The sequence below is a fragment of the Streptomyces sp. NPDC006476 genome (assembly GCF_040612015.1).
Classification (GTDB): domain Bacteria; phylum Actinomycetota; class Actinomycetes; order Streptomycetales; family Streptomycetaceae; genus Streptomyces; species Streptomyces griseorubiginosus_B.
On the sequence record NZ_JBEXPK010000003.1, the window covers coordinates 31,877 to 47,198 of the forward strand.

The window sequence follows — 15,322 nt, forward strand, 5'->3', positions numbered from 1 at the left end:
GGCCACCCGGCCGCCTCGCACCCCCGCTCCGACCATCCCGCCTTCCGGCCAACACCGCTGGTTCCCGCCCCCCAGCCGGCCCGGCTGGCCATCCCGCCTTACAGCCAACCCCGCCGGATCCCCGCCGGATCCCCGCCAACCCCCTGGTTCCCCGCTTCCCGGTCAGGCCCGGCCTTCCCGGAGTTGATTCCGCCGGGCCACCCGGCCTCTGGTAACCCCGTCGCGGCTCTCCACCCGTGGGTGGACGCCGGGGCGGTTCACGGATCCACCCGAGGTCCACCCACGGTCCGATCTGCTGACCTGCGGGTTTCCGTAGTGTCGAAGGCGTCGGCAGTGCTCGCTGTCGTGACTCCCTTCCTCGCCATGGAGGCTCAGATGTCCGGGTTCGTCAACGCGCTGATGATCGCGGCCGTGGTCGTCCTGGTGATCGTCCGCCAGTTCCGCGCACAGCGGATAGGCACGGGGCGGCGCTGGTGGCTCGTCCCCGTGATCCTCGCCGTCGCAGCGCTGCGCGAACCCGGCATCGTGGACGCCCACCACCGCACGGAGTCGGTCGTCCTGCTCGGCGTCGAGCTCCTCATAGGCCTCGCCACGGGAGCGGGCTGGGCCTGGACCACCCGCGTCTGGGCGGAGCCGGACGGGGCGGTGTGGAGCAAGAGCACCAGGGCGAGCGTGACCGTGTGGATCATCGGTATCGCCCTGCGAGTCGGCCTCTTCGCGCTCGGCTCCGCGCTCGGCGTCCATCAGGACAGCTCCGCCCTGCTCGTCGCTCTCGCGGCCACCCTGCTCGTCCGCGGCGGGATCCTGGTCTGGCGGGCACAGTCGGTCACGCCCGCCGTCTCCGCGGCCACGGCGTACGGTGACCCCATGGTCCGCCCCGCGCGGAAGGAGCGCGTGTGACGCAGAACGCCTGGATGCGCTGGCCGTCGCGGGAGGCGCTCGGGCGGCAAGGCACCTCGCGGCCCCGGCGTCTGATCGCCTGGGTCGTGAGGGTGTTCGCCCTGGGAATCCTGCTGTGGGGAGCCTTTAACAGCAACCGTGTCCACGGGTGGGTGACGGTCGTCGGTGGGGTCGGAGTGGTCGTGGCCGGCGGACTGGCGTGGGCCCTGTACCGGACCACGTTCCAGCACCGGCTGTGGCCCTCCCTGGGCATCCTGCTCCTGCTCATGGGACTGGCCGTCGGGGCCGAGGCCCTGGGGTTCCGGGGACCTGCCCTCGTCCTCTGGTGCGGCTGCGCCGTCAGCGCGCTGGAGCGGCTGCCGCTGGCGGTCGCTCTGCCGGCTACGTCCGTGGCCCTCGCGTCGTACGCCGCCGTCAACAACGACGTGTGGCTGACCACGGCGGCCACGGCGGCGGGACTGGCCCTCGCCGGCTACGTGTTGAGGCTCGACGCGGAGGCCCGCGGCAGCGCCCAGCGACTCCTGGCCCAGGAGCGAGCCGCACGGGCCGCCGAGGCGGAGTCGGCGGCGCTCGCCGAGCGGGCCAGGATCGCCCGTGAGATCCACGACGTACTGGCCCACAGCCTCTCGGCGCAGCTAGTGCACCTGGAGGCGGCACGGCTGCTGATCGAGCGGGGTGCCGATCGGGAGCAGATACTGGAGCGGGTGGTGGCGGCGCGGGGCATGGCGCGCGAGGGTCTCGACGAGACACGGCAGGCACTGTCCGCGCTGCGGGGCGAGTTGACCCCGCTGGAGGACTTCCTGACGCAGCTCGTGGGCACGACGGCCGGTGCTGAGGTCACCGTTACGGGTGATCGGAAGTCGCTGCCCGCGGAGGCCTCGCAGGCGGTGCGGCGGGTCGCCCAGGAGGCACTGACGAACGTCCGCAAGCACGCGCCGGGCGCCAAGGTTCGGGTGCGGCTGGACTACGCCGATCACCAAGTGACGCTGGATGTAAGGGACTCGGGCGGACCGCCGGGAGATCTGGCCGGGGCGGGCGCCGGATACGGTCTGCTGGGCATGCGCGAGCGTGCCGAGCTGCTGGGCGGCTCGCTGGACGCGGGGCCGGACGAGGAGGGGTTCGTGGTGACGCTGAGGGTGCCCGTATGACGGAAGGGGAGGGGAAGCCGCCCGCGCGCGTGGTGGTCGCGGACGACCAGACCGTCGTCCGTGAGGGCATCGTGATGCTGCTCGGACTGCTGCCCGGAGTCGAGGTCGTCGGCGCCGCGGGGGACGGTGAGGAGGCGGTGCAGCTCGTCGCCGAACTCGCCCCGGACGTCGTGCTGATGGACCTGCGCATGCCCCGCTGCGACGGTGTGGAGGCGACCCGGCGCATCCGCGCCCAGTACCCCGGGACCCAGGTCGTGGTGCTGACCACCTTCGCTGACGACGAGTCGCTGTTCCCGGCGCTGCGGGCAGGGGCGAGGGGATATCTCACCAAGGACGCGGGAGGGGACGAGATCGTACGGGCCGTGCACAGCGTGCTGTCCGGGGACGCGGGACTGTCGCCGAGCATCCAACGGCGGCTGCTGGAGCGGCTGTCGGAGCCCGCGCCGCGGCCGACGGAACCGGCCGAGCCGCCCGACGGGCTCACCGCCCGGGAGATCGAGGTGCTGGAACTGATCTCCGAAGGGCTCAGCAACACGGAGATCGGTCGCAAGCTGCATGTGTCGACGGCGACGGTGAAGACCCACATCAACAACATCTTCACCAAGACCGGCCTCAAGGACCGTGCCCAGGCGGTGCGTTACGCCTACGCGAAGGGGATCGCCCGCCCACCAGCGGGATGAGTCACCTGATGGGGTGAAGAGCGCGGGGAAGAGAAGTCAGGATGTTCCCGTTCTGTCCATCCTTGAGCATGCAGTCAAGCAACAGTCGTCCTCGCGGAAGCGAGGGTGGTGCGCACCGTTCGACCGAGCACCGTGAGAGGCATGTCCCGCGACCGGCCGAGGCGCCCGGGGGCATGCGGTACGACGACCCGTGGTACGACGCGCTGGCGTCCGGCTGGGGCGAGACGGACGGCGTCGGGGCGCCCGCGACCGGCGGCGTACCGGGCGGCCGGGGCGCGAAGGAGGAGGGGGTGCCGGCGGCGGGTGACATCTACCTCGAAGTACAACGCAGCGCGGCGTTCCAGGAAGTGCGCAGCCGTTACCGGCGGTTCGTGGTGCCAGGAGTTCTCCTCTTCCTCACCTGGTACGTGGGATACGTCGTGACGGCCACGACGGCGCCCGGACTGATGGCGCGGCCGGTGGCCGGAGCGGTGAACGTGGCGATGATCGCGGGGCTCGGGCAGTTCCTGACCACCTTCGTGCTCGCCTGGGCCTACGCCCGGCACGCCCGGCTGCGCAGGGACCGGGCGGCGCTCGAACTGCGGTGGGACACGCAGGAGCTGACCCGTTCGGCACGGGGAGGTGCCTCATGACCGGGCACCATCAGACGCTGGCGTTGTTGCTGTTCAGTGGGTTCGTCGCGGTCACGCTGGCGATCACGACCTGGGTGAGCCGCAACAGGCGGGGTTCGGCGGAGGAGTTCTACGTCGGCGGACGTCTCTTCTCCCCGCTGGAAAATGGTTTTGCCATCGCCGGGGACTATGTGTCGGCCGCTTCCTTCCTGGGCGTCACGGGGCTGATCGCGCTGTACGGCTACGACGGGATGCTGTACGTGGTCGGCTTCTTCGTGGCCTGGCTGCTGGTGCTGTTCCTCGTCGCCGAACTGGTGCGTAACTGCGGTCGGTTCACGCTCGCCGACGTGGTGGTGGCGCGGATGAGTGAGCGGCCGGTGCGCATCGCGGCGGGAACTTCCTCGGTGACCGTGTCCGTTCTGTATCTGGTGGCGCAGATGGTGGGCGCGGGAAGCCTGGTGGCGCTGCTGCTCGGGGGGACGAGTGCGGCCGCGCGGGCCTGGACCGTCATCGGCGTCGGCGCGCTCATGGTGATCTATGTGTCGTTGGGAGGGATGCGGGCCACCACCTGGATCCAGATCGTCAAGGCGGTCCTGCTGCTGAGCGGTACGGTCGCGCTCACCGTGCTCGTCCTCCTGCGGTTCCACGGCGACTTGGACCGCCTGCTGCTGACGGCGGCCGAGCGCAGTGGACACGGCGACGGCTTCCTGGCACCGGGGCTGAAGTACGGCGGGGACTGGACGGCCCGGCTCGACTTCATCAGCCTGGGCCTGGCGCTGGTGCTGGGCACCGCGGGGCTGCCGCACATCCTGTCCCGCTTCTACACCGTGCCCACCGCCAGGGCGGCCCGGCGTTCGGTGCTCTGGTCGATCGGGCTCATCGGCGGGTTCTACCTGATGACGATCGTCCTCGGCTTCGCGGCGGCCGCGATCGTCGGGCCGGAGGCGGTGCGCGGGTCGAACGTGGCGGGGAACACGGCGGTTCCGTTGCTGGCGCTCGACCTGGGAGGCGGAGCCGACTCCACGGGAGGAACGGTTCTGTTCGCCGTGGTCGCCGCCGTCGCCTTCGCCACCATCCTCGCCGTGGTGGCCGGGATCACTCTCGCCTCCTCGGCCTCCGTGGCGCACGACCTGTACGCGTCGCTGCGGCGCCGCCATGCCAAGCCGCGCAGCGAGGTGACCGTCGCGCGCGTCGCCTCCGTCGGCATCGGCGTGGTGGCCATCGCCCTCGGGCTGCTGGCGCGTGACCTCAACGTCGCCTTCCTGGTGGGCCTCGCCTTCGCGGTCGCCGCCTCCGCCAACCTCCCCGTGCTGCTCTACTCACTGTTCTGGCGCGGCTTCACCACTCGGGGCGCGGTGTGGTCCGTGTACGGCGGGCTCGTCCCCGCCCTGGTGCTCGTGGTGCTGTCACCGGTGGTGTCGGGCAGTCCCGAATCGCTGTTCCCCGGCGTCGACTTCCAGTACTTCCCGCTGCAGAACCCAGGCATCGTCTCGATCCCGTTGGGCTTCCTCGCCGGCTGGCTCGGCACGGTCACCTCGGCCGAGGTGCCGGACGAGGCCAAGCACGCGGAGACCGAGGTGCGGTCGCTGACGGGAGCGGGGGCCGTATAGGGAGCGGCGCCCCCGTCGTCGTACGACATCCGCGTCCGATGGGGGCCTACGGCGCCACCCAGGCGTACAGGTGCTCCGGGCGGCCCGTGTCGCCGTACTTGAGGGAGAGGCGCAGGCGGCCGGCCTGTTCGAGGTGGCGGAGGTAGCGCTGGGCGGTGGAGCGGCTCAGGCCTGTCTCGGCGGCCACCTCGTGGGCGGAGAGCGGGTGCTCGGCGTGGTGCAGGACGCGACAGATGAGGTCGGTGGTCGGTTCCGAGTGACCGCTGGGCAGGCCCGGTGAGGACGGCGCCGGGGTGGTGCGCAGGGCGCCGAAGATCCGGTCGACTTGCTCCTGGCCGGCGACCCCGCGACCGCCCACCCGGTCGACCGTGCGGCGCAGGGCGGCGTAGGAGTCGAGGCGGGTGCGCAGGGCGGCGAAGGTGAACGGTTTCACCAGATAGTGCAGCGCGCCGAGGCGCATCGCGGCCTGTACGGTCGCCACGTCTCCGGCCGCCGTGATCATGATGACGTCGGTGCCCTGACCCTGTTCCCGCATGCGGTGCACGAGTTCGAGGCCCGTCTGGTCGGGCAGGTAGTGGTCGAGCAGGACCAGATCAATGCCTCCGCGCTGCACGGCGGCCAGGGCCTGTGCGGCGTTGTGCGCGCGGGCGGTCACCCGGAAACCGGGAACCTTTCCCACGTACTTGGCGTTGATCTCGGCGACGCGGAAATCGTCGTCCACGACCAGGACGTCTATCATCGGGCCTCTTTCTGTCAAGGCCAGGCGGGCGTTACACCCGTGTTTCGGCTCCGCAGTTGTAGCGCGCGCAAAATGAGCACAACAGGCTGTTGCAAGCAAAAGAACGGCATGCGCCCAGAAGGCTCCTGCTGTGGCCGGGACCACATCTACCGTCCCCGGCCATGAGCGCAGACACCAGCCCCGCCATCCAGCTGCGGGGCGCGAGCAAGATCTTCAGGACCCCGTCGGGGGGTCTGCACACGGCCGTCAGGGAACTCGACCTCACGGTCGGGCGTGGGGAGTTCGTGGCGGTCGTCGGCCCCACGGGCTGCGGCAAATCGACCACCCTGACCCTGGTCAGCGGGTTGGAGGAGCCCACCGAGGGCGACGTCCTGGTCGCCGGGGAGCCGGTGCGGGGCGTCGGCGACAAGGTCGGATTCGTCTTCCAGCAGGACGCCACCTTCCCCTGGCGCACCGTTCTGTCCAACGTCATGGCGGGCCCGCGCTTCCGCGGTGTGCCCAAGGCGGAGGCCAAGCAGAAGGCGCGCGAATGGCTGGCCCGCGTCGGGCTCGCCGCCTTCGAGGACCGCTATCCGCACCAGCTCTCCGGCGGCCAGCGCAAGCGTGTCGCGCTCGCCGCGACCTTCGTCAACGACCCCGAGATCCTGCTGATGGACGAGCCGTTCTCGGCGCTCGACGTGCAGACCCGGGCACTGATGTCGGACGAGCTGCTGGAGCTGTGGGAGGGCACGGGCGCCTCCGTCGTCTTCGTCACCCATGACCTCGAGGAGTCCATCGCCCTGGCCGACAAGGTCGTCGTCATGACCGCCGGGCCCGCCACCGTCAAGCACGTCTTCGACATCGACCTGCCGCGGCCGCGCAAGGTCGAGTCCGTGCGCCTGGAGCCGCGGTTCATCGAGATCTACCGCGAGATCTGGGAGTCCCTCGGCGAAGAGGTCCGCATCACCCGTGAGAGGGGTGCCGCCCATGTCGCCTGAGGTACTCAGCACACCGGTGGTCGACACCGTCAAGACCCCGGACCGCGCCCACTCACGCGCGCGTGCCGCCCGTAGACGCAGGATCGTGGTCACGGCCACCCGCGTACTGCTGCTGGTCGCCTTCCTCGGCCTGTGGGAGGTGTTCTCCCGCGCCAAGGTCATCGATCCGTTCAACTTCTCGATGCCGTCGAAGATCTGGGACCAGATCTGGACCTGGGTGACCCACGGGACCGCGCTCGGCTCCCTGGGCGAGCAGATCTGGTACACGCTCTACGAGGCGCTGCTCGGCTGGGTGCTCGGCGTGGTCGCCGGTGTCGTGCTCGGCATCGCCCTCGGGCGGATCCGTTTCCTCGCCGATGTCCTTGGTCCATACATCAAGGTGCTCAACTCGATGCCGAGGATCATCCTCGCCCCGATCTTCCTGATCTGGTTCGGCCTCGGCCCCGCCTCCAAGGTCGCCTCGGCCGTGGTCCTCGTCTTCTTCCCGGTCTTCTTCAACGCCTTCCAGGGCGCTCGCGAGGTCGACCGGAATCTGGTCGCCAACGCCCGCATCCTGGGGGCCGGCGACCGCCGGGTGACCCTTCAGGTGGTCATCCCGTCGGCCACCGCCTGGATCTTCACCAGCCTCCACGTCAGCTTCGGCTTCGCGCTCATCGGCGCCATCGTGGGTGAGTACATCGGCGCGACCAAGGGCATCGGCCTGCTCGTCGCGCAGTCCCAGAACACCTTCAACGCGGCCGGTGTCTACGCCGCCATGGTCATCCTCGCCGTCGTGGCGCTGGCGGCCGAAGGGCTGCTCACCTTCGTGGAACGCCGCGTCTTCCGCTGGAAACCGGCGAACTCCTAGCCCCCGCTGCCCACTTGGGCCTGCCGCTTCCTCTTCTCCCGCACCGCCCTCTCCCAAGGACGTGAACCGCATGCGCAAGTCCGCCAGATACACCACGCTGGCCGCCGCCGGCCTGCTCGCCCTCTCCTCCCTCACCGCCTGCGCCAACGACGCCGCCTCCACCACCTCCACCGGCAAGGGCGACGGCAAGGGTACGAAGGTCAAGATCATGGTCGGCGGTCTGGACAAGGTCATCTACCTGCCGGCGATGCTCACCCAGCGGCTTGGCTACTTCGACGCCGAGGGCCTCGACGTGGAGCTGCTGAGCGAGCCGGCCGGCGTTCAGGCCGAGACCGCGCTGGTCTCCGGGCAGGTCCAGGGGGCCGTCGGCTTCTACGACCACACGCTGGACCTGCAGACGAAGGGCAAGTCCGTGGAGTCCGTGGTGCAGTTCTCGCACGCGCCCGGCGAGGTCGAGATCGTCTCCAACAAGGCGTCCGGCGACATCACGTCCCCCAAGGACTTCAAGGGCAAGAAGCTCGGTGTCACCGGCCTCGGCTCCTCGACCGACTTCCTCACCAAGTACCTCGCCGTCAAGAACGGCGTGAGGGTCAGCGAGTTCACTCCGGTCGCCGTCGGCGCGGGACCGACCTTCATCGCGGCGCTGCAGAAGGGGGCCATCGACGGCGGTATGACGACCGACCCGACGGTGGCGACGATCCTGGACAAGAAGGCGGGCAAGGTCCTGCTGGACATGCGGACGCCGGAGGGGTCGCAGAAGGCGCTCGGCGGCCCGTACCCGTCGTCAAGCCTGTACATGCAGACGGACTGGGTCAACGGTCACAAGGACACAGTGCAGAAGTTGGTCAATGCACTCGTCAAGACGCTCAAGTGGATGTCCACGCACAGCGCTTCCGAGATCGCCGCCAAGATGCCCGCCGACTACTCGCAGGGCAACAAGACGCTCTACACCGAGGCCATCAAGAGCACGCTTCCCATGTTCACCGACGACGGCGTCATGCCCACCAACGGCCCCGAGACGGTCGAGAAGGTGCTCAAGGCGTTCAACCCCAACATCAAGAACGCCTCGGTGGATCTGAGCAAGACGTTCACTACCGAGTTCGTGGAGAAGGCCGCGGGCTGAATCCGTATGTAGGTGGGGGTACGGCCCCTTCCCCCGCCCCCACCCGGCCGTACCCTCAGGCGCGGGCCGCCCACACGTAACGGTGTTCAGGGCGGCCCGCGTCGCCGTACTTCAGCGTGAGACGGGCCCGTCCGGTGCGTTCCAGGAGCTTCAGATAGCGCTGGGCGGTCTGGCGGCTCACCCCGGTCCGGTCGGCGATCTCCTGGGCGGACAGGGGGCCTTGGGCGTTCATCAGGGAGCGGCGCACCAGTTCGGCGGTGGTGGGGGAGTGGCCCTTGGGCAGCCCCGGTTCCGACGGCGCGGACAGGGCGCCGAAGATACGGTCCACCTCGGCCTGTTCCGCCTCGCCACCACCGTCCAGCGTGCGGCGCAGCTCTGCGTACGCCTCCAGCTTGGCGCGCAGGCCCGCGAAGGCGAACGGCTTCACCAGGTACTGCAGCGCTCCGTGCCGCATGGCGGCCTGAACCGTCGTCACGTCCCGGGCCGCCGTCACCATGATCACGTCGGTCTGATGGCCCCGCCTGCGCATCTCCTGGACGACCGCGAGGCCGGTGTCGTCCGGCAGATAGTGGTCCATGAGGACGAGGTCCAGCCGGGGCAGTTCCTCCAGCCGGCGCAGTGCCTCCGCCGCGCTGTGCGCCTCGCCCGCGACGTGGAAGCCCGGGACCTTCTCCACGTAGGCGGCGTTGACCTGCGCGACCCTGGTGTCGTCGTCCACGACCAGGACCTCGATCATCGGGACTCCTCCTTGACGGGCGTGTCCGTGGCCGCGCTCAGGACCGGCTCCGGTGCCGGCTCGGCGAGCGCCTCCGGCAGGATGACGGTGAACTCAGCGCCGCCACCGTTCGCCTCGCGCACGGTCGCGCTCCCTCCCTGCCGCTCGGCGAGCCTGCGCACCATGGACAGGCCGATGCCCCGCTTGCCGTGCGCGGGCGGCTCCTTGGTGGACCACCCCTCGGTGAAGACCAACTCGCGCTGCTCCTCCGGGATCCCGGGCCCCGTGTCCCGCACTCTGAGGACCGCGGTACGGCCCTCGGTCCGCAACTCGACCTCCACACGCGCGTGCGGTGTGGCGGCGACCGCGTCGAGCGCGTTGTCCACCAGATTGCCGACGACGGTGACGAGCCCCCGCGGGTCGATCAGCCGGTCCGGCAACCGTGTGCGGTCCGACACCCACAGGGCGACACCCCGCTCGGCGGCGACCGTCGCCTTGCCCACCAACAGGGCGGCCAGCAGCGGGTCGTGGATCTTCTCGGTGACCTGCTCGGCCGTGGCGCGGTGGTCGCCGACCACCTCACCGACGAACTCCACCGCGTCGTCGTACATCTCCAGTTCGAGCAGTCCCAGCAGGGTGTGCATACGGTTCGCGTGCTCGTGGTCCTGGGCGCGCAGGGCGTCGATCAGCCCACGGGTCGAGTCGAGTTCCCGGCCCAGCTGTTCCAACTCGGTTCGGTCGCGCAGCGTGGCCACGGCGCCCCCGTCGTCGGTGGGCATGCGGTTGGCGACCAGGACGCGCTGGCCGCGGACGGTGAGCAGGTCGGTGCCGGTCACCCGGCCGGCCAGGATGTCCGCCGTACGGCCTTCGCCGAGCGCCTCGTCGGGAGACATGCCGACGACGGCGTCGTCGATGCCGAGCAGGCGGTGCGCCTCGTCGTTGAGCAGGCGGATGCGGCCGGTGCGGTCGAGGGCGACCACGGCCTCCCTGATGCCGTGCAGCATGGCCTCGCGCTCGGCCAGCAGTGCCGAGATGTCCGAGAAGGCCAGGTCGCGGGTCTGCCGCTGGACCCGGCGGGAGACGAGCCACGCGGCGAGCGCGCCGACGGCCAGGGCGCCGCCGGCATAGGCGAGCAGGCCCGGGACGGCGCTGATGAGCTCCGAGCGGACGCTGTCGTACTTGATGCCCACCGAGACCGCGCCGATGATCTTGCCGTGGGCGTCGCGCAAAGGGACCTTGCCGCGGGCCGAGCGGCCCAGGGTGCCGTTGTCTATCTCCCTGACCTGCTTGCCGGCCAGAGCCTCCTTGGGGCTGGTCGAGACGACCTTGCCGATCTGCCGCACGTTGGTGTGCGACCAGCGCACACCGTGCCGGTTCATCACCACGATGTACTCGGCGTGGGTGGCCCTGCGGATCCGCTCCGCCTCCTTCTGGACCGGCCCGTCGGCGGTCGGGGCGGTGTGCTGGAGGTCCTTGGCGATCTGCGGCTGCTCCGCCGTGGTCTGGGCGATGGCCAGGGCGCGGTTCATCGCCTCGTCGTCCAGCTGTTTGCTCAGCGGGGCCAGGAACAGCCCGGTCGCCAGCACCGCGACCCCTGCTGCGATCGCCACCTGCATCAGCAGCACCTGCGAGAAAACCCGCTTCGGCATGCCGAGACGCAGGCGACGTGCGGGGGGAGTGGGGCTCATACCCACGACCGTACGCGGACGTGCGGGAGCCGCCGTAGGGGGTGTGGCGTGGATCTCTTGATCAATGCTGAAGGAGCAGGTTGACGGGTTGATCGTCCCGGTCAACTCGCGATGGCCGTCGCCGTCACCAGCTCGCGCACTTCGACGACGTCCATACGGGCCGGTGAACCCAGGATCGACGAACCGCAGCTCTCCGGGCGTGGCGGCGCGGACGCGCCCTGGGCGACGACGACCCGCCAGCGGCGTCCGTCGGCGTGGGCGACGGTCACCTCCCAGCACGGGGCGGCGCCGTTCGTCGCCACGACGCTCAAGGCTTCCGCCCCGTACTCGCCGACCGCTGTACGCACGGCCAGTTCGGCCGCCTGACCGGGCCGCTCCCACGCGGAGTTCCCGCGGCACCCCGCCACGACGATCCGTCCCTCCTTGACGCCGTGCAGGGCGTCCTTGACGGCATGGGCCTCGGCGCGGCCGTAGGCGTAGCCGTACGGCAGGACGAGCAGCGTGGGCGAGAAGCGATGTCCACCCAGATGGGTGACCTCCCAGACGCCTTCCACTCCGGAGGAGGCGAGCTCCGCTGCCAGCGGGCGGCCGAGCAGCGCGCAGCAGCGGTCGCGCTTGCCGTTGGTGCAGACGAGCGCGAGCGGGTCGCCCGTGTGCGGCCGCGCCCCGAGGACCGAGTCGAAGCCGCGGTGCTCGCCCCGGCCCAGTGCGCCGAAGTCGAGGCCCAGCAGGTCGCGCGGCTCGCTGACCGTGGCGGAACGCAGCCAGACCCGGCCCGGCACGGTGTGGGCGGCGTACACCTGCCGCACGGTGGGAGTGCCGCAGTCGGCATGGCGGCCGGGGCGGCGGATGAGCGCGACCCGCACGCCGGTGCCCTTCGTGGCCGCCTCCAGGGCGCGGCCCACCGCCGGGTCCAGATGGCTCGACGTGAGCGCCTTGGCGCCCCAGGGACCCGGCTGCTCCAACAGCAGCCAGGTCCGCGCGGTGGCCGCGGTTCCCGCCAGAGGCTCGTCGAGCTCCTGGGACGCGGTTGAGCACGTACTCACAGAGGTGAGCCTAACCTGACTTGGCTCGGCGTGACGTCCGGGCGGGTCCGCGACCTACTCCGGCAGCGGCTGCGGCGGTTTCGGACCCACGTAGTGCCCGCTCGGGCGCATGCGCAGCGGACGTTCGCCGTACTCCTCCAGGGCGTGGGCGATCCACCCCGCCGTACGGGCCACTGCGAAGATCGTCTCGCCGGCCGTCGCCTGCATGCCGCTGGTGGCCGTGAACACGGCGAGGGCCAGATCGACGTTGGCGTGCAACGGGGTGTGCCGGGCGGTGGTGGCCACGATGTCGCGTGCCGCTGCCAGGGCGGGGGCGGCCCGCGGGAGGTCCTCCAGCAGACCGAACAGGACGCGGGCGCGTGGGTCCTCGCCCGGATAGAGCCGGTGGCCGAGGCCCGGGATACGGCGGCCGGCGCGCAGCTCGTCGGCGATCACGGGGGCCGCGTCACCCTCGTCGAGCACGTCCATCAACAGCCGGTGGGCGACTCCGCTGGCCGCCCCGTGCAACGGGCCCTCGAGCACGCCGAGCCCGGCGGAGACGGCCGCGTAGGCGTGGGCGCGGGCCGAGGCGGCGACGCGCACCGCGAGGGTCGAGGCGGCGAGGTCGTGGTCCACGAGCAGGGCGAGGGCGGTGTCCAGCACACGCAGCGAGGCCTCGTCGGCGTCCCGGCCGGTCAGCCGTGCCCAGAGGCGGTGGGCCAGCGGGCCCTCGTCCCGGTGGCCGCGCCTCGCCGGCAGAGCGGCGACCAGCGTGGGGATGAGGGTGCGCGCGGTGCCCAGTACGGCGTCCTCGGAGAGGTCGAAGCGCAGCGGGTCCGCGACGGCGGCGGCGATCGCCGCCACCCGCAACCGGTCGGTGGGGCCGGTGTGTTCGGGCAGCGCGTCGACGGCGCGGCGGGCCGTGGCGACGGAGGTCTCGGGGGCCGTGAAGGTGATGCCCGGGCGCAGAGTGCCGGTCCACAGCCACTCGGCGACCTCTTCATAGGAGTGGCGGGTGGCCAGTTCGGTGGCGTCCACGCCCCGGAAGTAGTAGCGGTCGGACTCGATGAGCGTGATACGGGTGCGCACGGAGAGTTCACCGCCGGAGGCCGGAGTCCCACCGCTGTCACGCCTGTTGCGCCGGGCGAGTGCCTCCACCTCCGCCGCCTCGAAGGTGCTGCCCCGGCCGCCGGGCACACGGCGGCTGCTGAGCTGGCCGCGGCTGACGTAGGCGTAGACCGTCTCGGGCTTCACGCCCAGCAGTTCGGCGGCTTCCTTGGTCGTCAGCCGTCGGTCGGCGTGCCCGGGGGAGGGCTCTTGATCGTGCATAGGGGTCACCGTATCGGCCTCACGATGTGTGGCTTGATGCATTGCCTGACTTGATCTGTGATGGACGCCAGATTGACTCAATCAATATTGACAAGGATTGAGTCAAGCATGGACAGTCAAATCAAGTCCAGGGAGGAAAATCATGTCCGTCAAGTCCGTCAACAGGTCATCAGCGGCCACCGTCGACGTACCCCGCGGCCTCGCCGGCGTCGTCGTCACCGATACCGAGATCGGGGATGTCCGGGGGCTGGAGGGCTTCTATCACTACCGCCAGTACTCGGCCGTCGAACTCGCGCAGACCCGCGGCTTCGAGGACGTCTGGCATCTCCTGGTCCACGGGGAACTGCCGGACGCGGCACGGCGTACGGCCTTCGCGGCCGAGACGGCGGCGCTGCGCCGGCTGCCCGACGAGGTGCGGGAGGTGCTGCCCGCGATCGCGGCCGCGAGCGGACGGTCCGGTCCGCTGGCCGGCATGCGTACCGCGCTGTCGCTGCTCGGGGCGGCGAAGGGGTTCCGGCCGGTGTATGATATCGACGCGGACGAGCGGCGGCGCGACACGCTCGCAGCGGCCGCCGCCGTACCGACCCTGCTGACGGCGCTCCACCGGCTGGGCCGGGGGCTGGAACCGGTGGAGCCGCGGGACGACCTGTCGTTCGCGGCGAACTACCTCTACATGCTGACGGGTTCGGAACCGGACGCGAGGCGGGCCCGGGCGGTCGAGCAATACCTGATCTCAACCATTGACCACGGTTTCAACGCGTCAACCTTTACCGCGCGTGTCATCGCGTCCACGGGGGCGGACGTGGCGGCTTGCCTGGTCGGAGCGGTGGGGGCGCTCTCGGGGCCGCTTCATGGCGGTGCTCCCAGCCGGGCGCTCGACACGCTGGACGCGATCGGCACGCCCGACCGTATCGATCCCTGGATCCGGGAACGGGTCCTCGCCGGCGACCGCATCATGGGTTTCGGGCACGCCGTGTATCGCACGGAGGACCCGCGCTCCCGGATGCTCCGCGAAGTGGCCCGGAGCTTCGGCGGTCCTCGCGTGGAGTTCGCGGTGGAGGTCGAGCGGCGGGTGGAGGCGATACTGGCGGAGCTGAAGCCCGGTCGCGAACTCCACACCAACGTCGAGTTCTACGCGGGCGTGGTCATGGAACTGTGCGGGCTGCCCCGCGAGATGTTCACACCGACCTTCGCGGCGGCGCGGGTGGTGGGCTGGAGCGCGAACATCCTCGAACAGGCCCAGGACCGAAAGATCATCAGGCCGGCGGCGCGGTATGTGGGGCCGGGGGCGCCGGTGGCGGTACCGGTGACCTGACGGAGGCCTTGTGCCCGTATGGAGCCCTTGCCTCTCGGTGTGCTCGAAAATGTAGGTTTCGCCGACTTCGGTCACGCTTGGGGGGTGTTCATTCGATGACTATGAGGGCCTCACTCCCATTGATGGTAACGAAGTCATAAATGGGCGCACCCCGGTGCGGTGCGCGAGTGTTGACTACCGTGGGGCACCTTCGGTGGTCTACCCGAGTGGTCTGCCCGGCGTCATGCGGTGGGGCGCGGGACCTGTGTGATCGAGTTCGCGCTCAGACCTGCAAGGATGCCACCGCGCACGCGAGCAGCGTGCGCAGGTGCTTGCGTGCCTTGTGAGTGTCTGAGACCTAAAGGAATTCAACAGTGAGTCAGATCGTCCGCCGCCTTGGCGTGGCTCCACGCTATCGAGGTAGCACCACGGGGGCCACCTGCCCCGATATCTTCGAATTGGCGAACGGGGATTTCGCCGTAATCGGCAAGGATATGACCGATTCGCTGGAATCTCAGCTTCCGCCCGATGCGGCCCGTGCTGACTATGAGCGCATTGTCGTGATCACTCGCGAGACGCTGGTCAAGGCAAAGACGGACATCCCGGACGCCTAGGTCGGTTTCGAAGAAAGCCGGT

The 15,322-nt window shown here is 70.3% G+C and carries 15 protein-coding genes; 10 read left to right on the forward strand and 5 right to left on the reverse strand.

Going from position 1 to position 15,322, the window contains the following annotated elements; translation table 11 throughout:
* The first annotated feature begins 375 nt into the window (after nt 1-375).
* From ABZZ74_RS04180 to ABZZ74_RS04200, 5 genes are all read left to right on the forward strand, one after another.
* Nucleotides 376-900 carry a DUF1453 domain-containing protein gene (locus ABZZ74_RS04180; RefSeq protein WP_356762056.1) on the forward strand — a complete coding sequence of 175 codons (525 nt, stop codon included), beginning with the start codon at nt 376-378 and terminating at the stop codon, nt 898-900.
* Nucleotides 897-2,048 carry a histidine kinase gene (locus tag ABZZ74_RS04185; protein WP_356761765.1) on the forward strand — a complete coding sequence of 384 codons (1,152 nt, stop codon included), beginning with the start codon at nt 897-899 and terminating at the stop codon, nt 2,046-2,048. Before ABZZ74_RS04180 ends, ABZZ74_RS04185 begins: the two co-directional genes overlap by 4 nt.
* Nucleotides 2,045-2,728, forward strand: a complete 684-nt coding sequence (locus ABZZ74_RS04190) for a response regulator transcription factor (protein WP_356761767.1) — start codon at nt 2,045-2,047, stop codon at nt 2,726-2,728. The genes ABZZ74_RS04185 and ABZZ74_RS04190 overlap by 4 nt, the downstream gene beginning before the upstream one ends.
* A 68-nt stretch (nt 2,729-2,796) precedes the next feature.
* The gene (locus tag ABZZ74_RS04195) at nt 2,797-3,360 is read left to right on the forward strand and encodes a DUF485 domain-containing protein (RefSeq protein ID WP_356761769.1); all 564 of its coding nucleotides are present in this window, start codon (nt 2,797-2,799) and stop codon (nt 3,358-3,360) included.
* A complete protein-coding gene (locus ABZZ74_RS04200; RefSeq protein ID WP_356761771.1) occupies nt 3,357-4,949 on the forward strand; it encodes a cation acetate symporter in 1,593 nt (530 codons plus the stop codon). Before ABZZ74_RS04195 ends, ABZZ74_RS04200 begins: the two co-directional genes overlap by 4 nt.
* Nucleotides 4,950-4,995: 46 nt before the next feature.
* Here ABZZ74_RS04200 and ABZZ74_RS04205 read toward each other — a convergent pair whose 3' ends face one another.
* Nucleotides 4,996-5,688, reverse strand: a complete 693-nt coding sequence (locus tag ABZZ74_RS04205) for a response regulator (RefSeq protein WP_356761773.1) — start codon at nt 5,686-5,688, stop codon at nt 4,996-4,998.
* A 161-nt stretch (nt 5,689-5,849) separates the two neighbouring features.
* On the opposite strand from ABZZ74_RS04205, the gene ABZZ74_RS04210 reads away from it, so the two are divergent.
* From ABZZ74_RS04210 to ABZZ74_RS04220, 3 genes are all read left to right on the forward strand, one after another.
* Nucleotides 5,850-6,665, forward strand: a complete 816-nt coding sequence (locus ABZZ74_RS04210; protein WP_356761775.1) for an ABC transporter ATP-binding protein — start codon at nt 5,850-5,852, stop codon at nt 6,663-6,665.
* Nucleotides 6,655-7,512 (forward strand): ABC transporter permease, encoded by an 858-nt coding sequence (locus ABZZ74_RS04215; RefSeq protein ID WP_356761777.1) that lies wholly within the window; start codon nt 6,655-6,657, stop codon nt 7,510-7,512. The genes ABZZ74_RS04210 and ABZZ74_RS04215 overlap by 11 nt, the downstream gene beginning before the upstream one ends.
* Before the next feature lie 70 nt (nt 7,513-7,582).
* The gene (locus tag ABZZ74_RS04220; protein ID WP_356761779.1) at nt 7,583-8,635 is read left to right on the forward strand and encodes an ABC transporter substrate-binding protein; all 1,053 of its coding nucleotides are present in this window, start codon (nt 7,583-7,585) and stop codon (nt 8,633-8,635) included.
* 55 nt (nt 8,636-8,690) lie between these two features.
* Here the strand turns inward: ABZZ74_RS04220 and ABZZ74_RS04225 are convergent, their stop codons facing one another.
* From ABZZ74_RS04225 to ABZZ74_RS04240, 4 genes are all read right to left on the reverse strand, one after another.
* Nucleotides 8,691-9,371, reverse strand: a complete 681-nt coding sequence (locus ABZZ74_RS04225; protein ID WP_240866207.1) for a response regulator — start codon at nt 9,369-9,371, stop codon at nt 8,691-8,693.
* A complete protein-coding gene (locus tag ABZZ74_RS04230) occupies nt 9,368-11,038 on the reverse strand; it encodes a sensor histidine kinase (protein WP_356761782.1) in 1,671 nt (556 codons plus the stop codon). The genes ABZZ74_RS04225 and ABZZ74_RS04230 overlap by 4 nt, the downstream gene beginning before the upstream one ends.
* A 101-nt stretch (nt 11,039-11,139) precedes the next feature.
* On the reverse strand, nt 11,140-12,084 hold the full coding sequence (locus ABZZ74_RS04235) for a sucrase ferredoxin (RefSeq protein WP_356761784.1): 945 nt from the start codon (nt 12,082-12,084) through the stop codon (nt 11,140-11,142).
* Between the two features lie 54 nt (nt 12,085-12,138).
* Complete coding sequence (locus ABZZ74_RS04240) at nt 12,139-13,392, reverse strand: citrate synthase (protein ID WP_356761786.1); 1,254 nt, start codon at nt 13,390-13,392, stop codon at nt 12,139-12,141.
* 142 nt (nt 13,393-13,534) lie between these two features.
* Here ABZZ74_RS04240 and ABZZ74_RS04245 point away from each other — a divergent pair, with 142 nt between their 5' ends.
* On the forward strand, nt 13,535-14,707 hold the full coding sequence (locus ABZZ74_RS04245) for a citrate synthase/methylcitrate synthase (protein ID WP_356761788.1): 1,173 nt from the start codon (nt 13,535-13,537) through the stop codon (nt 14,705-14,707).
* 353 nt (nt 14,708-15,060) lie between these two features.
* Nucleotides 15,061-15,300, forward strand: coding sequence for a hypothetical protein (locus ABZZ74_RS04250; RefSeq protein WP_356761790.1), 240 nt, complete (start codon nt 15,061-15,063; stop codon nt 15,298-15,300).
* The last annotated feature ends 22 nt before the right edge of the window (nt 15,301-15,322 follow it).

What these genes read in the sequence shown, in the direction of transcription:
- ABZZ74_RS04180 (WP_356762056.1), top strand. Translation starts at nt 376, where the DNA reads ATGTCCGGGTTCGTCAACGCGCTGATGATCGCGGCCGTGGTCGTCCTG.
- ABZZ74_RS04190 (WP_356761767.1), top strand. Translation starts at nt 2,045, where the DNA reads ATGACGGAAGGGGAGGGGAAGCCGCCCGCGCGCGTGGTGGTCGCGGAC.
- ABZZ74_RS04195 (WP_356761769.1), top strand. Translation starts at nt 2,797, where the DNA reads ATGCAGTCAAGCAACAGTCGTCCTCGCGGAAGCGAGGGTGGTGCGCAC.
- ABZZ74_RS04200 (WP_356761771.1), top strand. Translation starts at nt 3,357, where the DNA reads ATGACCGGGCACCATCAGACGCTGGCGTTGTTGCTGTTCAGTGGGTTC.
- ABZZ74_RS04205 (WP_356761773.1), bottom strand. Translation starts at nt 5,688, where the DNA reads ATGATAGACGTCCTGGTCGTGGACGACGATTTCCGCGTCGCCGAGATC.
- ABZZ74_RS04210 (WP_356761775.1), top strand. Translation starts at nt 5,850, where the DNA reads ATGAGCGCAGACACCAGCCCCGCCATCCAGCTGCGGGGCGCGAGCAAG.
- ABZZ74_RS04215 (WP_356761777.1), top strand. Translation starts at nt 6,655, where the DNA reads ATGTCGCCTGAGGTACTCAGCACACCGGTGGTCGACACCGTCAAGACC.
- ABZZ74_RS04220 (WP_356761779.1), top strand. Translation starts at nt 7,583, where the DNA reads ATGCGCAAGTCCGCCAGATACACCACGCTGGCCGCCGCCGGCCTGCTC.
- ABZZ74_RS04225 (WP_240866207.1), bottom strand. Translation starts at nt 9,371, where the DNA reads ATGATCGAGGTCCTGGTCGTGGACGACGACACCAGGGTCGCGCAGGTC.
- ABZZ74_RS04230 (WP_356761782.1), bottom strand. Translation starts at nt 11,038, where the DNA reads ATGAGCCCCACTCCCCCCGCACGTCGCCTGCGTCTCGGCATGCCGAAG.
- ABZZ74_RS04240 (WP_356761786.1), bottom strand. Translation starts at nt 13,392, where the DNA reads ATGCACGATCAAGAGCCCTCCCCCGGGCACGCCGACCGACGGCTGACG.
- ABZZ74_RS04245 (WP_356761788.1), top strand. Translation starts at nt 13,535, where the DNA reads ATGTCCGTCAAGTCCGTCAACAGGTCATCAGCGGCCACCGTCGACGTA.